This window comes from Flavobacterium sp. U410, from assembly GCF_053570605.1.
Window position 1 is genome coordinate 14876 of the sequence record NZ_JBSEFI010000003.1, and the last position, 22614, is coordinate 37489.

Here is a 22614-nt window from a genome sequence, read left to right on the forward strand (position 1 = left end):
GATTGTATGGCTACAGAAAATAAAAATTTATCACAATACGATAAAAACACAATCCCAAATGCGAAAGATTTTCGGTTTGGGATTGTTGTTTCTGAATGGAATGAAACCATTACAGAAGGACTTTTTAACGGAGCAAAAGCAGCTTTGTTAGATTGTGGAACACAAGAAGAAAATATCGTTCGTTGGAACGTTCCGGGAAGTTTTGAATTAACTTTTGGAGCAAAACGAATGATAGAAACTCAAAATGTAGATTGCGTTATCGTAATTGGGAGTGTGATTAAAGGGGAAACCATGCACTTCGAATTTGTATGTGAAGGCGTAACTCAAGGCATTAAAGATTTGAATATTAAGTATGATGTTCCGACAGTTTTTTGTGTTTTGACTGATAACAACATGCAACAATCTTTAGACAGAAGTGGCGGTAAACATGGAAACAAAGGAACCGAAGCGGCTATTGCGGCTATCAAAATGGTAGACCTAAACAAAAAGGCATAGTTTTTGTCTAAAATAGCAATAGAACATAATCCCGATTCGTTCGGGATTTTTTGTTAACAAAAAATTGAGAGAAAAACAGTCAAAAATCCCTAAATTTGAAAAAATTACCGGTTTATGCTTAAATTTGGAAGAGGATCGTTTAAATTGCCTAAAAACAAAAAGTTTAACTATACACCACGTCATTACGAAGGAAAGAAAATGGATAATCTTTATGATTTTGATTCCGTAATTCGTAAAGATCGTGATGCTATAAGTTATAATGATATGCGTGCGCATTGGAGTGAAGCTCGAGTAAATAGTCGTCACAGAGGTAACCGTAATTTCAATATGAGAATTATGATAATCGTTCTCATTTTACTTTTAATTTTTATGTATATTATTGATTTCGATTTATCGATCTTCAAAAAATAATAGATGTCTAGTATAATTCAACTCTTACCGGATCATGTAGCCAATCAGATTGCGGCAGGAGAAGTGGTGCAACGCCCTGCTTCTGTTGTCAAAGAATTGTTAGAAAACGCAATTGATGCCAAAGCAACTGATATTAAATTGGTCGTGAAAGATGCCGGAAAAACATTAATTCAAGTAATCGACAATGGCATGGGTATGACAGTTACCGATGCCCGCTTGTGTTTTGAACGTCATGCAACGTCTAAAATTCGTCATGCGGAAGATTTATTTGATTTGCATACCAAAGGATTTCGTGGAGAAGCCTTAGCGTCTATTGCGGCGATTGCACATGTGGAGTTGAAAACCAAACAAGATCAAGAAGAATTAGGAACGCATATCGTTATTGAAGGAAGTAAATTTGTATCACAGGAAGCCGCAGTTTTGCCTAAAGGGACTTCTTTTTTGGTCAAAAATTTGTTTTATAACATTCCGGCGCGACGCAATTTCTTGAAGTCCGATACTGTAGAAATGCGTCATGTTATTGATGAATTTCAGCGTGTGGCTTTGGCACATCCTTCTATTTATTTTACGTTGATTCACAATGGAAGTGAAATGTTTAATTTACCTTCTTCTAATTATCGTCAACGAATCGTAAATCTTTTAGGTGGTAAAACCAATGAAAAATTGGTTCCCGTAACTGAAGATACCGAAATCGTAAAAATTAGTGGTTTTATCGGGAAACCCGAATTTGCCAAAAAGAATAGAAACGAACAATTCTTCTTTGTAAACGATCGTTTTATTAAAAGTGCATATTTGCATCACGCTATTATGAGTGCTTACGAAGGTTTGCTCAAGGAAAGTAATCAGCCGAGTTATTTTTTATATTTACAAGTACCGCCTCATACTATTGATATCAATATTCATCCGACTAAAACAGAAATTAAGTTTGACGATGAACAATCATTGTACGCTATTTTGCGTTCAGCGGTAAAACATAGTTTAGGGCAGTTCAATGTGGCTCCGGTACTGGATTTTGATCGCGATCCTAATTTGGACACACCTTACGGCTATCGCGAGAAGGAAAGTGAAATGCCGTTGATTCAAGTGGATTCCAATTTTAATCCGTTTGCGTCAGAATCTCATTCGGTTACTACTAAAAAGAATAGTGGTGGCGGAAGTTATTCGTTTTCATCGCCTTCTTTTCCTAAAAAGGAAAATGCCTCTTGGGAAAGTTTATATGTCGATTTAAAATCAGATACGGAAGAAATTGCATCGATTTCGTTTGAAAGTGAAGAAGTGACCGGAAATTTATTTCAACACGAACAAAAAGCAGAAGAAGTCGCTTCTAAAACCTATCAGTTTCATAAAAAATACATTATCAGCTCCATTAAATCGGGAATGCTGGTGGTAGATCAAAATAAAGCACACCAACGAGTTTTGTACGAACAATATTTGGCGAATATTACCATTAAAACTGCGCCAAGTCAGCAATTGTTGTTTCCGTTAGAGTTGTATTTTTCTTTCGAAGAAATGGGTTTTTTAAAAGAATTGAAACCTTCTTTAGAAAATACAGGTTTTGTGTTTGATGCCATTGAAAAGGAAAGCGTCCAAATTTCAGGAATTCCGGTAACGGTTCAGGAAAGCGAAGTTTCTATAGTTTTGGAAGAATTAATTTCGAATTTGCAAAACGACATTCCTGAAAATAGTTTTTCTTTGAGTGATAGTATTGCCAAGTCGATGGCCAAAAGTTTAGCGGTTAAAACCGGAACGGCTTTGGCAGAAAAAGAACAAGAAAATTTAGTGAATGCATTATTTGCTTGTAAAGAGCCTAATGTATCACCGTTTAATAAACCAACTTTCATTACGTTAAGTGTGGAAGATATTGATAAAAGATTTACGTTATGATGAGAATGACCGACATGGTTAAGCATCTGCTTATCATTAATATTATATTTTTTGTAGGAACTTATTTTGTACCACAAGCCGAAGATTTACTGGCATTGCATTATGTTGAAAGTGACAAATTTCGCTTTTGGCAAATTTTAACCCACATGTTTATGCATGCTAATATCATGCATATTTTCTTTAATATGTTCGCCTTGGTTACTTTTGGTAGCGCTTTAGAACAGCTTTGGGGAAGTAAAAAATTTCTGTTTTTTTATATTTCCTGTGGTTTAGGAGCTATGTTATTACATACTGCCGTAAACTATTATTCTTTTAATGAAATAGTTCATGTTTTGGAAGCCAATAGTTTCAATAAACAGGAAATTATGAATATACTTTCGGAAGAAAAGTACGATACGCGTTGGCAAGAAATTTTAACCAATTCTCAATTCAACGGAATGATGCAAACGTATTTAGGAGTTGCTCTTGGTGCATCAGGAGCTATTTATGGACTGTTAGTTGCATTTGCATTTATGTTTCCTAATGCTGAGTTGATGATGATGTTTATTCCTGTGCCAATCAAAGCAAAATATTTTGTTCCTGTAATTGTCGCTATTGATTTATATATGGGCTTACAAGGAAGTTCACTTTTTGGTGGAAGTGGAAGTGGAGTAGCTCATTTTGCACACGTTGGCGGAGCTGTTGTCGGCTTTTTAATGATGTGGTATTGGAAGAAAAACCAATTCAATAACAACCGTTGGGATAGATAATTTCAGGAGTGAAGTAAAAAGGTAAAAGGTAAAAGAATCAGTTTAGATGGCAATACTAGAAGACTTAAAATTACAATACAGAGTAGGTGGTGTGGTTCAAAAGTTAATCTTTTGGAACATCGGGATTTTTGTGCTAACTATGTTATTACAACTTTTGTATACTACTGGAGTCTTGCCTTTTAATTGTTATGATTTTTTAGGCTTGCATTCTAATTTTTCGTATTTCTTAAAAACGCCGTGGACGATTTTTACCTATATGTTTGTTCATGCCGGCTTTTTACACTTGTTGTTTAACATGTTGGTATTGCATTTTACCGGACGAATTTTCACCACTTTTTTTACAGAACGTCAGCTTTTAGGTGTTTTTATCCTTGGTGGCTTGTTTTCAGGGGCAGTTTTTTTATTGTCTTATATGCTTTTAGGAACGGCTTCTGTTGTGGTTGGAGCAAGTGGCGCTATCATGGCTATACTATTGGCTACGGCTACTTATGCGCCCGAAATGCAAGTTCGTTTAATGCTTATTGGAAATATTAAGTTGATTTGGATAGCCATTACCATTTTATTTTTAGATTTGGTTCAAATGCCAGTAAGCAATACGGGTGGACATTTAGCACATCTTGGAGGAGCTTTATTTGGCTTTCTGTACATTAAAAGTTTAAAAAACGGAACAGATTTATCAAAAGGAATTTCCGTAATTCAAGAATTTTTTGAAAATTTGTTTGTCCCAAAGAAAAAAGCACCTTTTAAAACGGTGTATAAAAATACCACTACTACACAAAGTTCATCGAATAATAGTTCTAACGTGCCAACTGATAAAACAGTAGAACAAAAACGAATTGATGAAATTCTGGATAAAATTAGCCAATCGGGTTACGATAGTTTGTCAAAAGAAGAAAAAGATTTTTTATTTAAGGTAGGAAGAAAGTAAATGCAAAAAGAATCACTGATTACCAAAGTCGTATTTTTTTTCAATAAAGTGCTAGCTTTAGCAACTTTCCTTGCGTATATTTTGCCGTTTTTGGCACCCAAATTATTTCCTTTTTTAAGTGTATTAACGCTGTTAATGCCTTTGTTCTTGATGCTGAATTTCATCTTTTTTGTCATTTGGATTTTACAATTGAAGCGAAAAGCAGTTTTGTCGGGAATTGTGTTGTTAATCGGTTTTCCGTTTATCAGTACATTTTATAAATTTTCAGAAACCAATTTACTTGAGGATCCTTCCGATTTTAAATTGATGAGCTATAATGTTCGTTTGTTTAATTTATACGAATGGCTGCCTATAAAAGATGTTCCGGAACAAATCACAGATGTTATTCAGGATTATAATCCCGATGTATTGTGTTTACAGGAATATTCGCCAAATGAAAAGGTGAGACTTCGAAATTTTCCGTACCAATATGTAAAAGTGTATGGCGAAAGAAACAAATATGGTCAAGCTATTTTTTCAAAATATGAAATCATAAATAGTGGTGAAATTGACTTTCCGAATACAAGCAATAATGTTATTTATGCTGATTTGGTTCGCCAAAAAGATACTATTCGCGTGTATAGCATGCATTTACAATCCGTAAAAATAAGTACTGATATTCACGAAAAAATAGATGAAAATAAGTCGAAGTTTATTTTCAAACGTATCAGTCAGGCATTCAGCGAACAACAGTTACAGGCAGAAATTATTCAGAAGCATTTTTCAGGATGTTCATATCCCAAAATTATTTGCGGAGACATGAATAACAGTGCGTTTTCATACGTTTACCGAACCATTAAAGGTGATATGAAAGACGCTTTTGAAGAAGCCGGAAGTGGTTTTGGAAAATCCTATAATTTTGATTTTTATCCGGCTCGTATTGACTATGTTTTAACCGATAAAGATTTTGAAATCAAAGAATATAAAACGGATGTTCAAGTGAAATTAAGCGATCACTTTCCAGTTTATACACGAATTAATTTGAAAAAATAATTACAGTTTTTGATTCAATAAATAGTCCTTAGCGTGTCTACCTTCGTTAAAAAGTAAATCCAAAATACTTAAATTAGGTAAAAAACCGTGTTTTTCTTCGAAAACTTGAGTGTATTCTTCGTTTACGAAAATATCTTTTTTACCATTGACTAAATATCGGAAATCTGTTTTTTCCGGAACGTCATGGAAATATTCATCGGTTTTAGAAAAAGGAAAGTCAATACCTAAACAATCGTTGATAATTTGGAAAATTTCGAAATTCAAATCCAACATAAAAGTATGTTGTTTTTCAAAAACAGGTCTGAAATCGTCTTCAAAATATTCAAAAAAAGGCGAAGTTCTATAAGCGGCTTCTAACGATTTAAAGTGATTTTTTTGCCAATCAAAAGCATTTTCGATTTTTACATCTTTAAACTTTTGATGAACTTCTTTGGAATGTTTTAACGGAATGTTTAACATTTGAACGCCATTCGGACTGTAGATGTACATTCGGTTTCTGTTGGTTTGTTTTTGAAAATTATCTTCTATCTCAAAAGTAATAGATTCAGCTTGCGCCATAGCTACATAATGACTGATAGAAGGAAAATATGTCGGATGTAATATGATGTTCATTTGGTAAAAATCTTTTTGTCAAGCGAATGTATTTCAGCTTCCTTAAAATATTCAGATAAAAAGAACCCGAAACAAGTTCGGGGTCATTATTTAATTGTTTAATTCTTTTGCTTTTTTCTTTTTCTTCCAAAAATATTCGCCTACAAAATATAAGCCAAGTAAAACTAAGAAATATTTAAAATAAGATTGCGGTTGACCTTCACCAGAAACGGTAGTGAATAATCTGTCCCAACGGATTTTCCAGTTTTTCATACCATTGTTGATACCATCAATACTCATCCAAATGAAAATCGGTTTTCCTACAATATGATCTTCCGGCACGTAACCCCAATAACGAGAATCCTCAGAATTGTGACGATTGTCACCCATCATCCAATAATAATTTTGTTTGAAAGTATAAGAATTTGTAGGTATTCCATTGATTTTTATTTCGTTACCGTTTACTTCTAATGTGTTTTTCTCGTAATCGGTTATGATTCTTTTATAAAAAGGAAGCGTTTCAGTATTTAGAGCAACAGTAGCTCTCGCTTTAGGAATGTAAATTGGTCCCAGATTATCTACGTTCCAATCTTTAGTATGAGGGAAAATAGCTTTTTCAGATCCGTGAGAAATTATTTTTACCACACCTTTAATACCCGGAACGTTTTTCAAACGATTTACGCTTTCTTCAGTAAGTGCTGAAAATAATACAGTATCTTGGGCAGATTGATAGGCAGGATCTGTAATATTCAGTTCTTTTAAAATGTATTCAAAATTAGGTGGAGTTTTAGCGTCAAAAGCTACTTTGTATGAATATTGAGGTTTGGCTCTTTCCGGAAGTTGGATCTTTTTTCCGTCAATATAAACATAACCGTCTTTAATACTCAAAGTATCTCCCGGTAAGCCTACACATCTTTTTACGTAATTAGATTTCTTGTCGATAGGCTTGTCGGCCTTTCTTCCTGAACGATCAAAGAATTTATAAACAGTATCAACAGGCCAATTGAAAACTACAATATCATTATGTTCTACTTTTTGAAAGCCCGGTAATCTAAAATAAGGCAATTGTGGCCAACTGATATAGGATTTGGTATGAACAATAGGCAATGTATCGTGAACCATTGGTGCCGCAACAGTAGTCATTGGTGTTCTTGCCCCATAATGAAACTTACTCACGAAAAGAAAATCACCGACCAATAGCGATTTTTCTAATGATGAAGTAGGAATAGTAAATGGCTGTATAAAGTAAGTATGAACAAACGTAGCAACAATAATGGCAAATGCTAAAGAGCCAACAGTATCCATAGCTTTTGTAGGTGCTTTTAAATCGCGTTCTGCATGATAAGTTACGGATTGTGTATAGTTAACATAGGCAATAAAAAAACCAAAAGTAATTACACCTAAAAGCATTTCAAGTGTTGACTTTTTGCCAAAAGTTCGCAATGTTTCTATCCAAATAATGGGAAACATAAACAAATTGATAATAGGAATGAAAAGCAATAAAGTCCACCATGTAGGGCGGTTAATGATTTTCATCAAAACAATAGCATTGTAAACCGGAACGAAAGCTTCCCAAGCTTTTCGATTAGCAGCTATGTATAATTTCCAAGTTCCTAATCCGTGGATAATTTGAACTAATAAGATAAATAGTAACCAGTTTGATATATCCATTTTGTATTTTGTTTGTTCGTTTAATTCGTTTTTTGTTAAATTCCTAAGACGTCTTTCATAGTGAACACCCCTTTTTTGTCAACTAGCCATTCAGCAGCAATAACAGAACCTAAAGCGAAACCTTCTCTGCTATGAGCGGTGTGTTTAATTTCGATTTGATCCACTACACTATCATAAAAAATACTATGTGTTCCCGGAATGTTTTCAATTCGTTTGGCTTCAATATGAATTTCTCCTTCTTTAGGAGTTTCTAACGTCCAGTTCGTGTAATCTGTATTTTGGATAATTCCGTTTGCCAATGAAATAGCAGTTCCACTTGGTGCATCTAATTTTTGGGTATGGTGGATTTCTTCCATACTTACTTTGTAATCTCTCAAATTAGCCATCATTTTGGCTAAATATTCATTCAATTCAAAGAAAATATTAACGCCTAAACTAAAATTGGAACCGTAAATAAAACTTCCGTTTTTACTTTGGCATAAAGCCACCATTTCGTCGTATTTTTCTAACCAACCTGTAGTTCCGCTAACAACCGGAATTCCTTGTTCAAGACATGCTGAAATATTTTCAACCGCACTTGAAGGAACACTAAAATCAATAGCAACATCGGCATTTTTTAAGGCGTCAAAAGAATCTTGGCTTCCTTTTCGAAGAACAATTTCGTGCCCTCGTTCCAAGGCGATTCTTTCAATAACCTTCCCCATTTTTCCGTATCCCAAAAGTGCTATTTTCATGATGTGTTAGTTGTTGCTTGAAATATTTTGTTAGCTAATAAAATGTTAAAAATTTAGAGTGAGTCTAACACCTGTATTGAATTTATAATCGATTTGATTTTGATGAATGTCAGGAGCAACAGATAAGTTGTCATTAACGTTAAATTGCATTAAATGGGCGTCAACATTGGCGTCAATAATGTTTAGTATATATATCCCTGCAGTGATAAGCGCTGACAAATCTCGATTTCGTTGATGAAAACGCTGTGCACGTATTAATCCGTCATCAGCTAATCCGCCATAAACGGGATGTGAAGAGTCAGATGTTCCGTCTAGTCTTCTTTTGTATTCATCTCTATATTCGTGGTATTTTTTATTATTCCAGGAATAGAAATAAATACCGGCTGCTAAGCCTCCATATACAATGGGGAGTTTCCAGTATTTCTTATTATAAATTTGTCCAAGTCCAGGAACAACAGCAGAATAAAATGCTGCTTTTGATGGAGATAAAGGATCAATAGTAACTTTGGTAGTATCTAATGGTTGAATAGAAATTTCTTCTACTTCTTGAGCATTAGCTGAAAAACTCCAAAGAAACAGGAGAAACAATATTAAAAAACGTCTTAAGTTCACTAAGTATTGATTAGTTTCAAAATTCGATTAAAGTCCTCTTCCGAATGAAAAGGAATTGTAATTTTCCCCTTTCCATTACCGGCTACTTTTACATCTACTTTAGCACCAAAGAAGCTGGTAAATGCTTTTTTATCCGTTTCTTCTATATCAAAAGATTTTGAAGAAGCTGGTTTATCTGTCTTCGGTAATAAGCTTTCGTGATATTTTTTAACCAAAGCTTCTGTTTCACGTACCGAAAGACTTTGGGTAACTACTTTGTGGTAAATTTCGCTTTGAGCATCAAAATCATCAATGTTGATTAATGCTCTACCGTGTCCCATAGAGATAAAACCATCTCTCATTCCGGTTTGAATGATCGGGTCTAATTTTAGAAGACGAAGATAATTAGTAATTGTAGAACGTTTTTTTCCAACGCGCTCACTCAACTCTTCTTGCGTTAAGTTAATTTCATCGATTAATCGTTGGTAAGAAATGGCAACTTCGATAGGGTCTAAATCATGACGTTGAATATTTTCAACCAAAGCCATTACTAATGATTCGTTATCATTAGCTAAACGAATATAAGCTGGAATAGTACCTAATCCGGCTAATTTTGAAGCACGAAGTCTTCTTTCTCCGGAAATTAACTGGTATTTATTGAAATCTAATTTTCGAACAGTAATGGGTTGAATAACACCTAATTCTTTAATAGAAGTAGCTAGTTCTTTTAATGTTTCTTCATTAAAATTGCTTCTGGGTTGAAAAGGGTTAATTTCAATTGCATCTAATTCAAGCTCAATAATATTGCCTACAACTTTGTCAGCACCAGCATCTTCAACCGATTTAATATCGTTTGCCGGATCTTTTAATAAAGCCGATAATCCTCTTCCTAAAGCTTGTTTTTTTATTGCTTTCGCCATTCTTAATTATTTATTTTTCTTGATAATTTCTTCAGCTAAGTTTAAATAGTTGGTCGCGCCTTTACTAGCAGCATCATAGTTGATAATACTTTCACCAAAACTAGGTGCTTCGCTCAATTTGATATTTCTTTGAATAATCGTCTCAAAAACCATATTGTTAAAGTGCTTTTGAACTTCTTCAACCACTTGGTTAGAAAGTCTTAAACGAGAATCATACATAGTAAGTAGCAACCCTTCAATATCTAAGTCAGGATTGTGAACTTTTTGAACACTTTTAATAGTATTCAGTAATTTTCCTAAACCTTCTAAAGCAAAATATTCGCATTGGATAGGAATTACAACACTATCGGCAGCCGTTAAAGCATTTAAAGTTAAAAGACCAAGAGAAGGAGCACAGTCAATAATGATATAATCGTATTTATCTTTTACGCTTTCTAATGCTTGTTTTAGCATGTATTCGCGGTTCTCTTTGTCTACCAATTCAATTTCGATAGCGACCAAGTCAATATGGGCAGGAATAACAGATACGTTAGGAGAAGAACATCCTATTGTTGCTTCTTCCGGTGTGTTGCTGTGTTCCAGGATTTGATAAGTTCCTATTTCAACAGTTTCCACATCAATACCCAAACCAGAGCTGGCATTTGCCTGAGGATCGGCATCAATTAATAATACCTTTTTTTCTAGCACTCCTAGAGCAGCAGCTAAATTTACAGAAGTAGTGGTTTTGCCAACTCCTCCTTTTTGATTGGCAATTGCTATGATTTTACCCATTTGACGTTTAAAATTTTTGAGTGGTAAAAATACAATTATTTATTGTTTTTTCAACTCAATTTTGTTAACAATAGAACTTTTATGGCAAGATAGGAAAAACGTTCAGTTGAATGATTGAAGTTAAGATTTTTTTATAAAAAAAAGAGAAACTTTTGTTTCTCTTTAATTTATAGTTCTGGCTAATCTGAATCCGTAGAATTCGGAACTCACAAAAGGCTTGTCTTTAAGTCTGTTGGCACAGCGTAAAGAATAAAGCCTGCTGTCCCAGCTTCCACCTCTTAAACATCTCTCTGTTCCTCTTTCCGGTCCGTCAGGATTATCGCCACTTTCTGTTAAATAAAAATCTTTGTTATACCAGTCCCAACACCATTCCCAAACGTTTCCGCTCATATCGTAAATTCCTAATTCATTGGCTAGTTTTGTGCCTACTTGATGAATTTTTCCGGCGCTGTTTTCTTTGTACCAAGCCACAATTTCAGCTTTGCTACTGCCTGAGTATTTGAAGTTTTTTGTTTGGTTTCCGCCTTTAGCAGCAAATTCCCATTCAGCTTCAGTAGGTAAACGGTATCCGTTTGCAGAAAAATCGCAAGTATATTGATTGTTGACTCTTTTGTAAACAGGTTTATAGCCGTTTTTTTCACTTAGCCAATTGCAATAATTAATAGCGTCAATCCATGATATAGAACGAATCGGTGAGTTTTTTGATACATAGCTAATATTAGGGAACTTTAGTTTTTGATCTCTTACGTAAGCACTCCATTCGAAAATAGATACTTCAAATTTTCCGATTTCAAAATCATTTACGCTTACCTCGTGAGCTAATTGTTCGTCAGTTTCTATATATGGGTTTTCTTTTGTACCCATCATAAAAGTTCCTCCTTTTACAGTAACCATGTCTGGTTTATATTGGGCATTAATTGAATGGAAAGTGAAAAAAATAAAAAATAATTGTAAATAAAATAGGTAATTTTTTTTCATTTTAGGTTAGTTTTTAAATTATAAGGCGAAGTTATTTTAATTGAAAGTTAACTAATATGATATTTGTTAGTTTTTTGAAAAAAAAACAAAAAAAAGCGCCAGTAAGGCGCTCAAATATATATAAAAAATAATTTTTATCTTCCAAAAAGCTTTCCGAAAAATCCTTTTTCTTCAACAACTTCAATTTCGGGCTGAGGATTATTTTTCTTTTCATAATCAGCTAAAAGTCCTAAAACATATTGGTCATATGTTTTTCCTTGCTCTTCTAAGAAACCTGTTAAGTATTTTTCACAACCTTCTACACCACTAGCTTCTTCAATTTGAATTAATTTTTTGTAAAGAGGCTCAATATCCTTAGTTATAATTTCTTCAGGAACTGCAGTTCTTCTTCCTATATAATTAACAATTTCTCCTTTGTCATTTTCAATTACTTCATAATCCGTAATTACCCAATAATATCTTCCGGATTTAGCTAAGTTTTTAACAATAGCATGAAAATTATTACCTTGTTTTAAGTTGTCCCATAATACTTTAAAGATGACTTTAGGCATATCAGGATGTCTGATAATATTATGAGGCTTGCCTACTAATTCGTAATCTTCGTACCCTGAAGTGTCTACAAATGCTTCATTTGCATATTCAATAGTACCAAATTTATCTGTTTTACTCATTAAGACTTTAGTCTTGTCCCAAATGACTTCCTTGTCAATTACATTTGGTCTTTGTATTTCTTCCATGCGAGATTTGGTTAATATATTTGTTTCGTTGTTATTTGTATACAAAATTAATGATATTTGTCATATTTTTTTACAGAAAAAACGTTTTTTTTTGCTGTAAGCCTCATTGCGCTTTTTTTAACGGAAAGTTTTAAAATTTCATAAATTAAATAGTAATATTTTATTAAATACATTTTTTATCATGAACATAGTCCTCCTCACACCAATGGATATTGAACAGCAGAAAGTACAGAAAGCACTACAAAAAGCAGTGAAATTGAAAAACAACTACAACGTTATAGTGTCTGGAATAGGTCGGGAGAGTACTGCTAAGGCCATGATGAGCCTTCCTGAACATGATTTGTGTGTTCTGTTAGGTTTTGGAGCTATTATAGGACAAGAGAATGTTTTGCCTAAAGAACTAAAATTAGGAAAACCAGTCGAAATTACAGCTTGCTCTTTATACGGTTACCAAGGTGAACTTTTTGAAAACGGAAGATTAATAGTTGAAAATGCCAAAACCAATTTACCTTGTTTAACGTCTTTAACTTCTGATAAGTTTGTAAAAACAACCCATCTTACTACAGGAACTATTGTTAATATGGAAGATTATACATTTATGTATTTAAAGAAACCACAGGATTTTATCATTCGCATTGTGTCCGATTTTTTACCACATGCTACTGAAATTGATTTTTTTAAGGAAATTGAACAAATCTCTTTTGAAGAGGCTATAAAAGCAATTGAAGAAGCTAATTTTCAACTATAATTTTTACACGAACGAAAAAAATATTTGGAAATTTAAAAAATAAATACAAATCTTTGCACATCAAATAAATATTAACTCATAAAAACGAAGAAAAATGTTTGTACTACAATTAACATCTTTAAGTTACTCATCAGTTGGAACTGGTGTAACTTTTCTTCGTGGTCTTTCTGATATTTAGAACAAAAGAATTCAAAATATGAAAAAGCCCGAAGACAATTAGTTTCGGGCTTTTTTGTATTCTAGATTTTCCAAAATTTCCCCGGAACATTTTATCAAAATCCTGTTGAGGACAAATTTGCTATGGCCTATTTTGTTCCAAAGGAATCTATCATTTCAAATTTTTAATATGGGAAATAAATTATCAGGAAGAGATCTAATCAAATTGGGTTTTCCTAAAAATAATACAATCAATATAGCCTTAGGGCAAATTAACAGATATCGCAAAAGAGAAAAAAAAGAAAGTATTTTATCCGAAGCTAAAGAAGTGCTCTTGCATCCTGAAAAGTTCAAAAATCACGGAACTTGGGGAAAAGTAGCGGAAGGTTTAGTTAATCCGGTTCAAGTAAAGTTACAGCAATTACGAAACACCCGAGCGCCTTTTTCTATTTTCGGAGAAAACGAAATTGAAGAGCAAGCTAAGTTTCAGCTGTACGACGCACTAAAACTTCCTATTGCAGTTCAAGGTGCTTTAATGCCCGATGCACATTCCGGTTATGGGTTGCCTATCGGTGGTGTTTTGGCAACAGACAACGCGGTCATTCCGTATGGAGTTGGAGTAGATATCGGTTGCCGAATGAGTTTGTCGGTTTTCGATGTACCGGCTTCCTTCATGAAAGGGAAAGAAGAACAGTTAAAAGCAATTTTAACCGATCATACCAAATTTGGCATGTCGGAAACGCATAAAGTCAAAGCCGATCATGAAGTGTTTTCTCGCAAAGAATTCCAAAACATTCCGGTTGTCAAACAGCTATTGGATAAAGCTTACAAGCAATTGGGAACTTCCGGCGGAGGCAATCACTTTGTTGAGTTTGGCGTTGTCAATCTGCAAGAAACTTTACCTGAATGGAAGTTAGAAGCAGGCGAATATCTGGCGGTTTTGTCGCACAGCGGTTCTCGTGGTTTCGGAGCTAATATTGCGAAACATTATACGTATTTGGCAACTAAACAATGTCCGTTGCCTAAAAATGTTCAGCATTTGGCTTGGCTCGATTTGAACACGCACGACGGACAGGAATATTGGCTTGCTATGAATTTAGCAGGTGATTATGCTAAAGCTTGTCACGAAGACATTCACCGTCGCATAGCCAAAGCACTCGGAAAACGCATTGCATTGACTATAGAAAACCATCACAATTTCGCATGGAAAGAGCAGGTGAATGGCAAAGAGTGTATCGTGCACCGCAAAGGAGCTACTCCGGCCGCTCAAGGCGAACTCGGGATTATTCCGGGCTCTATGACGACGCCCGGATTCATCGTGATGGGGAAAGGAAATGAAGAAGCGCTGAATTCCGCTTCGCATGGTGCCGGTCGATTGCTTTCGCGAGGAAAGTGTAAAGCTACACTAACGCAAAGCCAAATCAAAAAAGAGTTGAAAGAACACAATGTTACTTTAATTGGTGGAAGTGTCGACGAAGCGCCTATGGCCTACAAAAACATTCATACCGTAATGGAATTGCAAAAAGAGTTGGTGAGTGTTTTAGGAACATTTACGCCTAAAATTGTGCGAATGGATAAATAATAAGAACGTTTAGAAGCGAATGGTTTCGGCTGTTCAGCCATCGGGCATTCCCGCTTTTCGCTGTATTTCCGCAAAATTGCGGAAGATGCCGCTGCAATCGGGGCTATTCGGCTGTCTAAGCAAATGTTTGAAAAGTAAAATGGACAAGATTATACAAATTACATCGGGCAGAGGTCCGGCAGAGTGCGACTGGGTGGTGGTTCAGGTTTTAAAAAAAGTACTCGAAGAAGCAGAAATGCTCAAAATTTCGGCAACGGTATTGCATCGCGAAGCAGGACAAGAAAATGGAACAGTAGTTTCGGCTATGGTGGCTTTGCAAGGGAAAGATGTTACCACTTTTACAGCTTCTTGGTTGGGAACTATTCAATGGATTGGCAAAAGCACTTTCCGAAAGTTCCACAAACGCAAGAATTGGTTTATAGGGATTTTTGAAGTCGAATCGCAAACGACATTTCAGTTTTCTGAAAAAGAAATTCAATACCAAGCCATGCGAAGTTCGGGTGCAGGCGGACAACATGTGAACAAAGTGAGTTCGGCAGTGAGAGCCACACACATACCCACAGGAATTTCAGTGGTAAGCATGGATTCGCGTTCGCAACATCAGAATAAAAAAGTAGCAACCGAGCGTTTGATGCAAAAATTACAAGAAGCCGAAAAAGAGCAATACCAAAATCAGTTTCAACAAGTCTGGATGAATCAAATGCAAATTGAGCGTGGAAATCCCATCCGAACTTTTGAAGGAACTGATTTTAAGAAAGAGAAAAAAGGAAAGCAAAACAAAAAAGAACGCCAAAACGGCAAAAAACAAATTAGAGATGCAATCAATAGATAAATATGTAGTTCAGGCATTGGATAATTATCCGTATTATTTGGAAGAATCGTTGGAATCTTTAGGATATGCTTTGGCTTACGACAATAAAAATGTATTGGCTTTATGCTTGTACGGACGTTTTTACGCCGAACAGTTCCAAGATTATGAAGCCGCAAAAGAATATTATAGCGAAGCTTTGGCTATCGATATCCATGCTGTTGTCGTGTATCCGTATTATGCCGAAACCTTGTTTTGGAACGAAGATTTAGACGAAGCTTTGAGATTAATCGACTTTTCTTTAACCGTTAAAGGTGTCGACAAAGTCATGATGTTGTTGAAAAAGAGTAAAGTTTTGGAAAAACAACAACAATGGAAAGCCGCTTTAGAAATCGTTAAAGAAGCTAAATTGTTAGATTTTTCTAATTATTCTTCAGAAATTGAAGAAACCGAAAAACGAATCAAAAGCAAAAAAGAGTTGTTAAAGGACAAGAAAAAGAAGAAATCTAAAGGGAAGAAGCAGCAATAATCGGAAGCAAAAAATGGATATGAAGAATTCTAAATATCTGCCTGAATAAAAAAGACACTGATAAGAAGTGTCTTTTTTGTTTTATAACAGATTCAAACATAGATATTACACAATTTTTCAGTAGCGGCAATCAAAGTTTCATCCGTTTTGGCAAAACAAAAACGCAGCATGTGTTTGTCGGTAGCATCTTCATAAAAAACGGAAATGGGAATAGAAGCCACACCATGCTCGGAAATTAATCGTTTAGCAAAATCAACATCATTTTCTTTTGAAATCGCGTGGTAATTCACCATTTGAAAATAGGTTCCGTCACATGGTAATATTTCAAAATGACTGTCTTTTAGTAAATTTTGGAATAGATCTCGTTTTGCTTTATACATTTTTGAAATCGCATCAAAATCAACAAATTCCAGATATTGAGCAATAGCATGTTGAGAAAAACTATTGACACTGAAAACCAAGAATTGATGCACTTTCTTTATTTCATTCATTAAATGTTCGGGAGCAATCAAATAACCGATTTTCCAACCCGTAACATGTAACGATTTTCCAAAAGAAGAAGCAATGATTGTTCTGTGTTTTAACTTTTCTCGGGTGTTAAATGAAATATGTGGTTGTGAAAACGTGATGTATTCATACACTTCGTCTCCCAAAACTAAAAGTTGAGGATGTTTTTCAAGAATAGTTTCTAAGTCTTCAAAATCTTCTACAGTCCAAATTCTACCTGTTGGATTATGCGGATTATTCACTACAATCATTTTTGTTTTTGGAGTTATCGCAGCCTCAATGGTATTAAAATTTGGAGTGTAATCTGAATTCAATGAAACACGTATAGGTTTTCCGCCTGCCACTAAGACAGATGGTTCATAACTATCATAACTTGGATCTAAAATAATAACTTCATCACCTTGATTTATAAAAGTATTGATAGCCGTGAAAATTCCTTGTGTAGCGCCGGCTGTAATGAGTATCTCAGTTGTACTATTTACTTTTCTGTTATATTGTTTTTGCGTTTGTTGCGCAATTTTTTCTAGTAACAAAGGCAATCCCGCCATTGGTGTATATTGATGGATATTTTCTCGAATAATACGTTCTGAAATGTGTAACAAATGCTCATCTTCCGGGAAGTTCGGAAATCCTTGTGATAAATTAATGGCTTTGTGCTGGTTCGCTAATTGCGACATCACAGAAAATATACTGGTAGTATTATTAGGTAGTTTTGACATGTGATAAATTTAAGAAAATAAATAATAATTTCATATTTTTGATAGGTACATAATAATACAAAATATGAATCCTATATCAGCTTCATTCCGAAATCGTATTTTACAAGGAGAATCTACAGCTACAACAAGTTGGGCTCAGGAAATGGAGTATTTGTATAAGAATGGAGTAGGACTAGACGAAGCTTTACACCACTTATATTTTGATAAGCCTTCCGTTGAGGATTTTGAAAAATGGATAAACAAAAAATCAGTTACGCTTATTTCTGTTGAGGATCAACAGGAAATGGTTTTGAGCGAAAGTGATTTGCAATTTTTTGAGACAAATGGCTATTTGGTGTTAAAAAATGCTATTGCTAAGGAAGATTGCTTGACTACTCAACACATTATTTGGGAATTTTTAGGAATGCAACCCGATAATCCGGATTCCTGGTATGTATCCCATCCTATGCAAAAAGGTTTGATGGTTAATTTTTTCGATCATCCCATATTAGAAAAGAACAGATCCTCAGCACGAATCAAAAAAGCATACGAACAATTGTATCAATCTCAACAAATATATAAGACTATTGATAAAGTGAGTTTTAACCCTCCTGTAACGTCAACTTATTCTTTTAAAGGAAGCAGTTTGCATTGGGATGTAAGCTTGCAACAACCTATACTGTTTCGATTACAAGGATTAATTTATCTTTCTGATTGTGGTTCAATGGATGGTGCTTTTCATTGCGTACCGGGTTTTCATCACAAAATAGGGGATTGGTTAACACAAGTTCCGGAAAACATACATCCGAGAGAATATGCTGTAGAAACTTTACAACCTGTGGCTATTACCGGGGAAGCCGGAGATATGGTCATCTGGGATCAATCTTTGCCACATTGTGCCACACCTAATCATGGTGAAAAACCTCGAATGGTACAATATGTAACTTATTTCGAAGAAAATTACAAAGAACCTACAGTGTGGATTTAAAATAAAAAAAAACACCTGCATAACGCTGGTGTTTTTCAATTAGAGTAGTAGTTTAATCCTCCATTAAAATATCTAAAATAGTAATGGCCGCATCGCTAATTTTTGTTCCCGGACCAAAAACGGCTACCGCACCGGCATCAAATAAATATTGATAATCTTGTGCAGGAATAACCCCGCCCACAATCACCATAATGTCTTCACGTCCGTATTTTTTCAATTCTTCAATTACTTGCGGAACTAAAGTTTTGTGTCCCGCCGCTAAGGAAGAAACACCTAAAACGTGAACGTCATTTTCTACGGCTTGTTTGGCTGCTTCGGTCGGTGTTTGGAACAAAGGTCCAATGTCTACGTCAAAACCGACATCAGCATAACCGGTAGCTACAACTTTTGCACCACGGTCGTGCCCGTCCTGACCCATTTTGGCAATCATAATACGAGGTCTTCGACCTTCTTTAGCAGCAAAGGCATCTGCTAATTGTTTTGCTTTTTCAAAGCTTTCGTCGTTTTTAATTTCTTTACTGTACACGCCACTAAAACTTCTGATTTGCGCTTTGTATCTTCCGAAAACAGTTTCTAATGCATCGCTAATTTCGCCTAAAGTAGCTCTGTTGCGCGCTGCATCTACTGCTAAATCTAATAAGTTTCCGTTTCCTGTTTTTGCACATTCTGTTAATTTGGCTAAACATTCGGCTACTTTTACGTTGTCACGAGTAGCTTTAATTTGTTCCAAACGCTCAATTTGCTGTTTACGAACAACTTGGTTATCTACTTCTAAAATATGTAACGGATCTTCTTTTTCTAAACGGTATTTGTTTACTCCAACAATAATATCTTGTCCACTGTCAATACGAGCTTGTTTACGAGCAGCGGCTTCTTCAATACGCAATTTCGGAATTCCGGCTTCAATAGCTTTGGTCATTCCGCCTAATTCTTCTACTTCTTGAATTAAAGCCCAAGCTTTTTCAGCGATTTCTGCTGTTAAACTTTCTACATAATAACTTCCTGCCCAAGGATCAACCGTTTTACAAATTTTGGTTTCTTCTTGCAAGTAAATTTGTGTATTACGAGCAATACGAGCCGAGAAATCGGTTGGTAAAGCAATAGCTTCGTCTAACGCATTAGTGTGTAATGATTGTGTTCCGCCAAAAGCAGCAGCGGCAGCTTCGATCGCAGTACGTGCTACATTGTTAAACGGATCTTGTTCGGTTAAACTCCAACCTGAAGTTTGACAGTGCGTACGCAATGCTAATGATTTATCGTCTTTTGGTTCAAATTGTTTCAATAATTTCGCCCAAAGCATACGACCGGCACGCATTTTTGCAATTTCCATGAAATGATTCATCCCGATAGCCCAGAAAAACGAAAGGCGAGGAGCGAAGTCATCTACTTTCATTCCGGCAGCTAATCCGGTTCTTACGTATTCCAAACCATCAGCTAGAGTGTAGGCCAACTCAATATCGGCGGTAGCTCCGGCTTCTTGCATGTGGTAACCGGAAATGGAAATGGAGTTGAATTTTGGCATGAATTTGCTGGTGTATTCAAAAATGTCAGCAATAATTTTCATGGATGGAGTAGGTGGGTAAATATAGGTATTACGCACCATGAACTCCTTTAAAATATCATTTTGGATCGTTCCCGAAAGTAATTCCGGTTTTACGCCTTGTTCTTCTGCAGCAACAATGTAGAAAGCCATGATGGGTAACACTGCACCGTTCATGGTCATGGAAACCGACATTTCGCCTAAAGGAATTTGGTCGAAAAGAATTTTCATATCTTCCACCGAGTCAATGGCTACTCCGGCTTTACCTACATCACCTACTACACGATCGTGGTCAGAATCATACCCGCGGTGCGTGGCTAAATCGAAAGCAACGGAAAGACCTTTTTGCCCGGCTGCTAAGTTTCTTCTGTAAAAAGCATTACTTTCTTCGGCAGTTGAAAAACCTGCATATTGACGAATGGTCCACGGACGACGTACATACATAGTAGAATAAGGTCCGCGAAGATTGGGAGCAAAGCCCGCAGCAAAACCAATTTGTTCTAAATTTTGAATATCTTCTTCAGAATAAGTCGGTTTTACTTCAATGCCTTCGGCAGTTGTGAAGTTTTCAACTCCGCTCGAGCTGACAACTTCTGACTTTTCGCCTTTGACTAATTGTAAATGTTGTATATTTTTTCTCATAGTTGTTGAAACTATTTTGGGTATTTATTTGAATTTTGTGAGGTATGAAAACAAGATAAAATTTTAATAGTCTCGTTATTTTCCTCATAGCTATAAAACAAGATAAAGGGAAAAACTTTTAAAGGAATTGCTCTGTACTGTTTATATCTAATTTGATAATTTGGATTAATTTCAAGTTTTTTATAAGCTTCTACTAATTCAGAATAAAATCGTAACGAAAGGTTTGGATTGATTTCTGAATAATAGTCCATGGCATTTTCAATTTCACGTTGAGCTTTTTTAGAAACAAGAATTTTAATATCCATATTTCTTTTTTAATTGCTCTAAAGATTCATTGGAAGTTATGTATTCACTTTCCGGTTCATGAACTCTTTCGTCTAAAATTTTAATTTGCTCTTGTGAAAGACCAGAATCTACTTCCGTTTTAGCAAGAATGATTACTTCGACTTCATCAGCATGGAAATCGTCAGGTAAAGTGATGTTTACTTGATTATTTTTTACTTTTACAAATCTTCTAATGGCTTCCATGGCGTTCTTTTTATGAAAGTTACAAAATTATTCTGAAGCTAATCGTTCTTGTTCCATTTTTTCGGCCAGACGTTTTTCGATGATTGGCGTAACCAATGTTTTTCTCGGATTTTGTTTCACAAACGGATACAATTCCAAATCGTTTTTCATTTGGTCATTCTTATTCGGATATTTATTGGTTCCCAATAAAATTTCTTTTCCGTTTTCGAATAATTCTTGTTCTTTTTGAGCGCTTTCTACAATTTTTCGTTGAATAGTTCCTTCGATTACTTGTGTGATGAAACCGCCATTTGCTTCAATATCTTTGAATAAACTCAATGCTTTTTCTGCTAACTGTTCGGTCAACGTTTCAATATAATAAGCACCATCCGCCGGATTGTTGACTTTGTCAAAATAACTTTCGTTCTTTAAAACCAAAAGCTGATTTCTTGAAATTCTATCGCCAAATTCGTTGTCTTTGTGATAAATGGCATCATACGCTAAATTGCTAACTGCATTGGCTCCACCTAAAATAGCTGACATACATTCGGTTGTGGTACGCAACAAGTTCACGTTGTAATCGTATAATGTTTTGTTTCGTTTGGTTGGAGTTGCGATGATTTGGCAATCGAAGGTATGGTTGTATTCTTTGGCTAACAAGTTGAAAAGTATTCGCAACGCTCTCAATTTGGCAATTTCAAAGAAATAATTAGAACCCACTGCAACTTCAATAGTGATTGGCGTATTGATGTTTTCGATGCGGTTGAAATATTCGTTGGCATGCGCTAAAGTATATGCAATTTGCTGAACAATATTGGCTCCCGCATTTTGATAGGTTGCTGCATTAATGTTTAAAAAGGATAAACTACTATTTTTAGCAATTTGGTTGAGTTTAGAAAAATCTTGTTCTAAATTTTCGAACCAATTTCCGTCTTTAACTAATTGCCCGATACTATCAATTAATAGTGTGATTTGATAGTTGTTTTGTTTTGCAAACGCATTAATTTTAGTTACGAAATCGTTTGAGATAAAAGGCAAATAAAAAGAATACGATGTGTTTTCGTTAGGTAAATCAGCGAATAGGTCTTCTAAAGAAATAGTATCGTTTTCAATTGAAAAACGAATGCTTTCTGCACCACGATTTAAGGTGTTTTTTGCTTTTTCATTAGCTTTACTAACATTGTGTACAAAAACATTTTGTAGAATTTTAAAATCGGTAACGTTAGTGGTAACGTTTACATTGTTTTCAAATTCGTCAACATGGTAAAAAGGCTTCACTTTAATGCCTTCGGGACTTTCCCAAACTAGGGTTTCGTTGTAGTCGGCACCTTTAAGTTCAAACTGAATTTTCTGTTTCCATTCTTTTGAAGAAACAACGTCGAATTCGTCAAACAGTTTTTCGCTTTCCATAATTAGT

The 22614-nt window shown here is 35.1% G+C and carries 24 protein-coding genes; 11 read left to right on the forward strand and 13 right to left on the reverse strand.

Annotated elements, in window-relative coordinates; translation table 11 throughout:
* The first annotated feature begins 6 nt into the window (after positions 1–6).
* The 6 genes from ribH (at position 7) to ACUSJC_RS02955 (ending at position 5499) form a co-directional block, all read left to right on the forward strand.
* Complete coding sequence (gene ribH / locus ACUSJC_RS02930; protein ID WP_449268056.1) at positions 7–495, forward strand: 6,7-dimethyl-8-ribityllumazine synthase; 489 nt, start codon at positions 7–9, stop codon at positions 493–495.
* A gap of 114 nt (positions 496–609) precedes the next feature.
* Positions 610–906: a hypothetical protein gene (locus ACUSJC_RS02935; protein WP_449268057.1), complete on the forward strand. Its 297-nt coding sequence runs from the start codon at positions 610–612 to the stop codon at positions 904–906.
* A 3-nt stretch (positions 907–909) separates the two neighbouring features.
* Positions 910–2790, forward strand: coding sequence for a DNA mismatch repair endonuclease MutL (gene mutL, locus ACUSJC_RS02940; RefSeq protein WP_449268058.1), 1881 nt, complete (start codon positions 910–912; stop codon positions 2788–2790).
* Positions 2787–3539 (forward strand): rhomboid family intramembrane serine protease, encoded by a 753-nt coding sequence (locus tag ACUSJC_RS02945; protein WP_449268059.1) that lies wholly within the window; start codon positions 2787–2789, stop codon positions 3537–3539. Before mutL ends, ACUSJC_RS02945 begins: the two co-directional genes overlap by 4 nt.
* A 46-nt stretch (positions 3540–3585) precedes the next feature.
* A complete protein-coding gene (locus ACUSJC_RS02950) occupies positions 3586–4467 on the forward strand; it encodes a rhomboid family intramembrane serine protease (protein ID WP_449268060.1) in 882 nt (293 codons plus the stop codon).
* Entirely contained in the window at positions 4468–5499 is a 1032-nt protein-coding gene (locus tag ACUSJC_RS02955) for an endonuclease/exonuclease/phosphatase family protein (protein WP_449268061.1), read from the forward strand.
* Here ACUSJC_RS02955 and ACUSJC_RS02960 read toward each other — a convergent pair whose 3' ends face one another.
* From ACUSJC_RS02960 to ACUSJC_RS02995, 8 genes are all read right to left on the reverse strand, one after another.
* A complete protein-coding gene (locus ACUSJC_RS02960) occupies positions 5500–6111 on the reverse strand; it encodes a WbqC family protein (protein WP_449268062.1) in 612 nt (203 codons plus the stop codon).
* A gap of 90 nt (positions 6112–6201) precedes the next feature.
* Positions 6202–7761: a signal peptidase I gene (lepB, locus tag ACUSJC_RS02965; RefSeq protein WP_449268063.1), complete on the reverse strand. Its 1560-nt coding sequence runs from the start codon at positions 7759–7761 to the stop codon at positions 6202–6204.
* Positions 7762–7796: 35 nt separating this feature from the next.
* Positions 7797–8495, reverse strand: coding sequence for a 4-hydroxy-tetrahydrodipicolinate reductase (gene dapB / locus ACUSJC_RS02970; RefSeq protein WP_449268064.1), 699 nt, complete (start codon positions 8493–8495; stop codon positions 7797–7799).
* A gap of 45 nt (positions 8496–8540) precedes the next feature.
* Positions 8541–9107: a DUF5683 domain-containing protein gene (locus ACUSJC_RS02975; protein WP_449268065.1), complete on the reverse strand. Its 567-nt coding sequence runs from the start codon at positions 9105–9107 to the stop codon at positions 8541–8543.
* On the reverse strand, positions 9107–10006 hold the full coding sequence (locus ACUSJC_RS02980) for a ParB/RepB/Spo0J family partition protein (RefSeq protein ID WP_449268066.1): 900 nt from the start codon (positions 10004–10006) through the stop codon (positions 9107–9109). The genes ACUSJC_RS02975 and ACUSJC_RS02980 overlap by 1 nt, the downstream gene beginning before the upstream one ends.
* Before the next feature lie 6 nt (positions 10007–10012).
* Positions 10013–10777, reverse strand: a complete 765-nt coding sequence (locus ACUSJC_RS02985) for a ParA family protein (protein WP_449268067.1) — start codon at positions 10775–10777, stop codon at positions 10013–10015.
* Between the two features lie 162 nt (positions 10778–10939).
* Entirely contained in the window at positions 10940–11755 is an 816-nt protein-coding gene (locus ACUSJC_RS02990; protein WP_449268068.1) for a formylglycine-generating enzyme family protein, read from the reverse strand.
* A 134-nt stretch (positions 11756–11889) separates the two neighbouring features.
* The gene (locus tag ACUSJC_RS02995) at positions 11890–12492 is read right to left on the reverse strand and encodes a PAS domain-containing protein (protein ID WP_449268069.1); all 603 of its coding nucleotides are present in this window, start codon (positions 12490–12492) and stop codon (positions 11890–11892) included.
* A gap of 181 nt (positions 12493–12673) precedes the next feature.
* On the opposite strand from ACUSJC_RS02995, the gene ACUSJC_RS03000 reads away from it, so the two are divergent.
* The 4 genes from ACUSJC_RS03000 to ACUSJC_RS03015 all read left to right on the forward strand — a co-directional run bounded on the left by ACUSJC_RS03000 (position 12674) and on the right by ACUSJC_RS03015 (position 16315).
* The gene (locus tag ACUSJC_RS03000; protein WP_449268070.1) at positions 12674–13240 is read left to right on the forward strand and encodes a hypothetical protein; all 567 of its coding nucleotides are present in this window, start codon (positions 12674–12676) and stop codon (positions 13238–13240) included.
* A 346-nt stretch (positions 13241–13586) separates the two neighbouring features.
* Complete coding sequence (locus tag ACUSJC_RS03005; RefSeq protein WP_449268071.1) at positions 13587–14978, forward strand: RtcB family protein; 1392 nt, start codon at positions 13587–13589, stop codon at positions 14976–14978.
* A 139-nt stretch (positions 14979–15117) separates the two neighbouring features.
* Positions 15118–15810 carry a peptide chain release factor H gene (prfH, locus tag ACUSJC_RS03010; protein ID WP_449268072.1) on the forward strand — a complete coding sequence of 231 codons (693 nt, stop codon included), beginning with the start codon at positions 15118–15120 and terminating at the stop codon, positions 15808–15810.
* Entirely contained in the window at positions 15794–16315 is a 522-nt protein-coding gene (locus tag ACUSJC_RS03015) for a tetratricopeptide repeat protein (RefSeq protein WP_449268073.1), read from the forward strand. The genes prfH and ACUSJC_RS03015 overlap by 17 nt, the downstream gene beginning before the upstream one ends.
* Positions 16316–16407: 92 nt before the next feature.
* Here the strand turns inward: ACUSJC_RS03015 and ACUSJC_RS03020 are convergent, their stop codons facing one another.
* Positions 16408–17541, reverse strand: a complete 1134-nt coding sequence (locus ACUSJC_RS03020; protein ID WP_449268074.1) for a methionine aminotransferase — start codon at positions 17539–17541, stop codon at positions 16408–16410.
* 64 nt (positions 17542–17605) lie between these two features.
* Here ACUSJC_RS03020 and ACUSJC_RS03025 point away from each other — a divergent pair, with 64 nt between their 5' ends.
* On the forward strand, positions 17606–18508 hold the full coding sequence (locus ACUSJC_RS03025) for a phytanoyl-CoA dioxygenase family protein (protein WP_449268075.1): 903 nt from the start codon (positions 17606–17608) through the stop codon (positions 18506–18508).
* Between the two features lie 52 nt (positions 18509–18560).
* On the opposite strand, the gene scpA is transcribed toward ACUSJC_RS03025, so the two are convergent.
* From scpA to ACUSJC_RS03045, 4 genes are read right to left on the reverse strand one after another with little or no spacing between them, the layout of a single operon-like run.
* Entirely contained in the window at positions 18561–20690 is a 2130-nt protein-coding gene (scpA, locus tag ACUSJC_RS03030) for a methylmalonyl-CoA mutase (protein WP_449268076.1), read from the reverse strand.
* Positions 20691–20701: 11 nt separating this feature from the next.
* Complete coding sequence (locus ACUSJC_RS03035; RefSeq protein ID WP_449268077.1) at positions 20702–20995, reverse strand: type II toxin-antitoxin system RelE/ParE family toxin; 294 nt, start codon at positions 20993–20995, stop codon at positions 20702–20704.
* The gene (locus tag ACUSJC_RS03040; RefSeq protein WP_449268078.1) at positions 20985–21218 is read right to left on the reverse strand and encodes a hypothetical protein; all 234 of its coding nucleotides are present in this window, start codon (positions 21216–21218) and stop codon (positions 20985–20987) included. Before ACUSJC_RS03040 ends, ACUSJC_RS03035 begins: the two co-directional genes overlap by 11 nt.
* 27 nt (positions 21219–21245) lie before the next feature.
* Complete coding sequence (locus ACUSJC_RS03045) at positions 21246–22607, reverse strand: methylmalonyl-CoA mutase subunit beta (RefSeq protein WP_449268079.1); 1362 nt, start codon at positions 22605–22607, stop codon at positions 21246–21248.
* Between the last annotated feature and the right edge of the window lie 7 nt (positions 22608–22614).

Coding starts and splice junctions, on each gene's coding strand:
- ribH (WP_449268056.1), top strand. CDS start 7: ATGGCTACAGAAAATAAAAATTTATCACAATACGATAAAAACACAATC.
- ACUSJC_RS02935 (WP_449268057.1), top strand. CDS start 610: ATGCTTAAATTTGGAAGAGGATCGTTTAAATTGCCTAAAAACAAAAAG.
- mutL (WP_449268058.1), top strand. CDS start 910: ATGTCTAGTATAATTCAACTCTTACCGGATCATGTAGCCAATCAGATT.
- ACUSJC_RS02945 (WP_449268059.1), top strand. CDS start 2,787: ATGATGAGAATGACCGACATGGTTAAGCATCTGCTTATCATTAATATT.
- ACUSJC_RS02950 (WP_449268060.1), top strand. CDS start 3,586: ATGGCAATACTAGAAGACTTAAAATTACAATACAGAGTAGGTGGTGTG.
- ACUSJC_RS02955 (WP_449268061.1), top strand. CDS start 4,468: ATGCAAAAAGAATCACTGATTACCAAAGTCGTATTTTTTTTCAATAAA.
- ACUSJC_RS02960 (WP_449268062.1), bottom strand. CDS start 6,111: ATGAACATCATATTACATCCGACATATTTTCCTTCTATCAGTCATTAT.
- lepB (WP_449268063.1), bottom strand. CDS start 7,761: ATGGATATATCAAACTGGTTACTATTTATCTTATTAGTTCAAATTATC.
- dapB (WP_449268064.1), bottom strand. CDS start 8,495: ATGAAAATAGCACTTTTGGGATACGGAAAAATGGGGAAGGTTATTGAA.
- ACUSJC_RS02980 (WP_449268066.1), bottom strand. CDS start 10,006: ATGGCGAAAGCAATAAAAAAACAAGCTTTAGGAAGAGGATTATCGGCT.
- ACUSJC_RS02985 (WP_449268067.1), bottom strand. CDS start 10,777: ATGGGTAAAATCATAGCAATTGCCAATCAAAAAGGAGGAGTTGGCAAA.
- ACUSJC_RS02990 (WP_449268068.1), bottom strand. CDS start 11,755: ATGAAAAAAAATTACCTATTTTATTTACAATTATTTTTTATTTTTTTC.
- ACUSJC_RS02995 (WP_449268069.1), bottom strand. CDS start 12,492: ATGGAAGAAATACAAAGACCAAATGTAATTGACAAGGAAGTCATTTGG.
- ACUSJC_RS03000 (WP_449268070.1), top strand. CDS start 12,674: ATGAACATAGTCCTCCTCACACCAATGGATATTGAACAGCAGAAAGTA.
- ACUSJC_RS03005 (WP_449268071.1), top strand. CDS start 13,587: ATGGGAAATAAATTATCAGGAAGAGATCTAATCAAATTGGGTTTTCCT.
- prfH (WP_449268072.1), top strand. CDS start 15,118: ATGGACAAGATTATACAAATTACATCGGGCAGAGGTCCGGCAGAGTGC.
- ACUSJC_RS03015 (WP_449268073.1), top strand. CDS start 15,794: ATGCAATCAATAGATAAATATGTAGTTCAGGCATTGGATAATTATCCG.
- ACUSJC_RS03020 (WP_449268074.1), bottom strand. CDS start 17,541: ATGTCAAAACTACCTAATAATACTACCAGTATATTTTCTGTGATGTCG.
- ACUSJC_RS03025 (WP_449268075.1), top strand. CDS start 17,606: ATGAATCCTATATCAGCTTCATTCCGAAATCGTATTTTACAAGGAGAA.
- scpA (WP_449268076.1), bottom strand. CDS start 20,690: ATGAGAAAAAATATACAACATTTACAATTAGTCAAAGGCGAAAAGTCA.
- ACUSJC_RS03035 (WP_449268077.1), bottom strand. CDS start 20,995: ATGGATATTAAAATTCTTGTTTCTAAAAAAGCTCAACGTGAAATTGAA.
- ACUSJC_RS03040 (WP_449268078.1), bottom strand. CDS start 21,218: ATGGAAGCCATTAGAAGATTTGTAAAAGTAAAAAATAATCAAGTAAAC.
- ACUSJC_RS03045 (WP_449268079.1), bottom strand. CDS start 22,607: ATGGAAAGCGAAAAACTGTTTGACGAATTCGACGTTGTTTCTTCAAAA.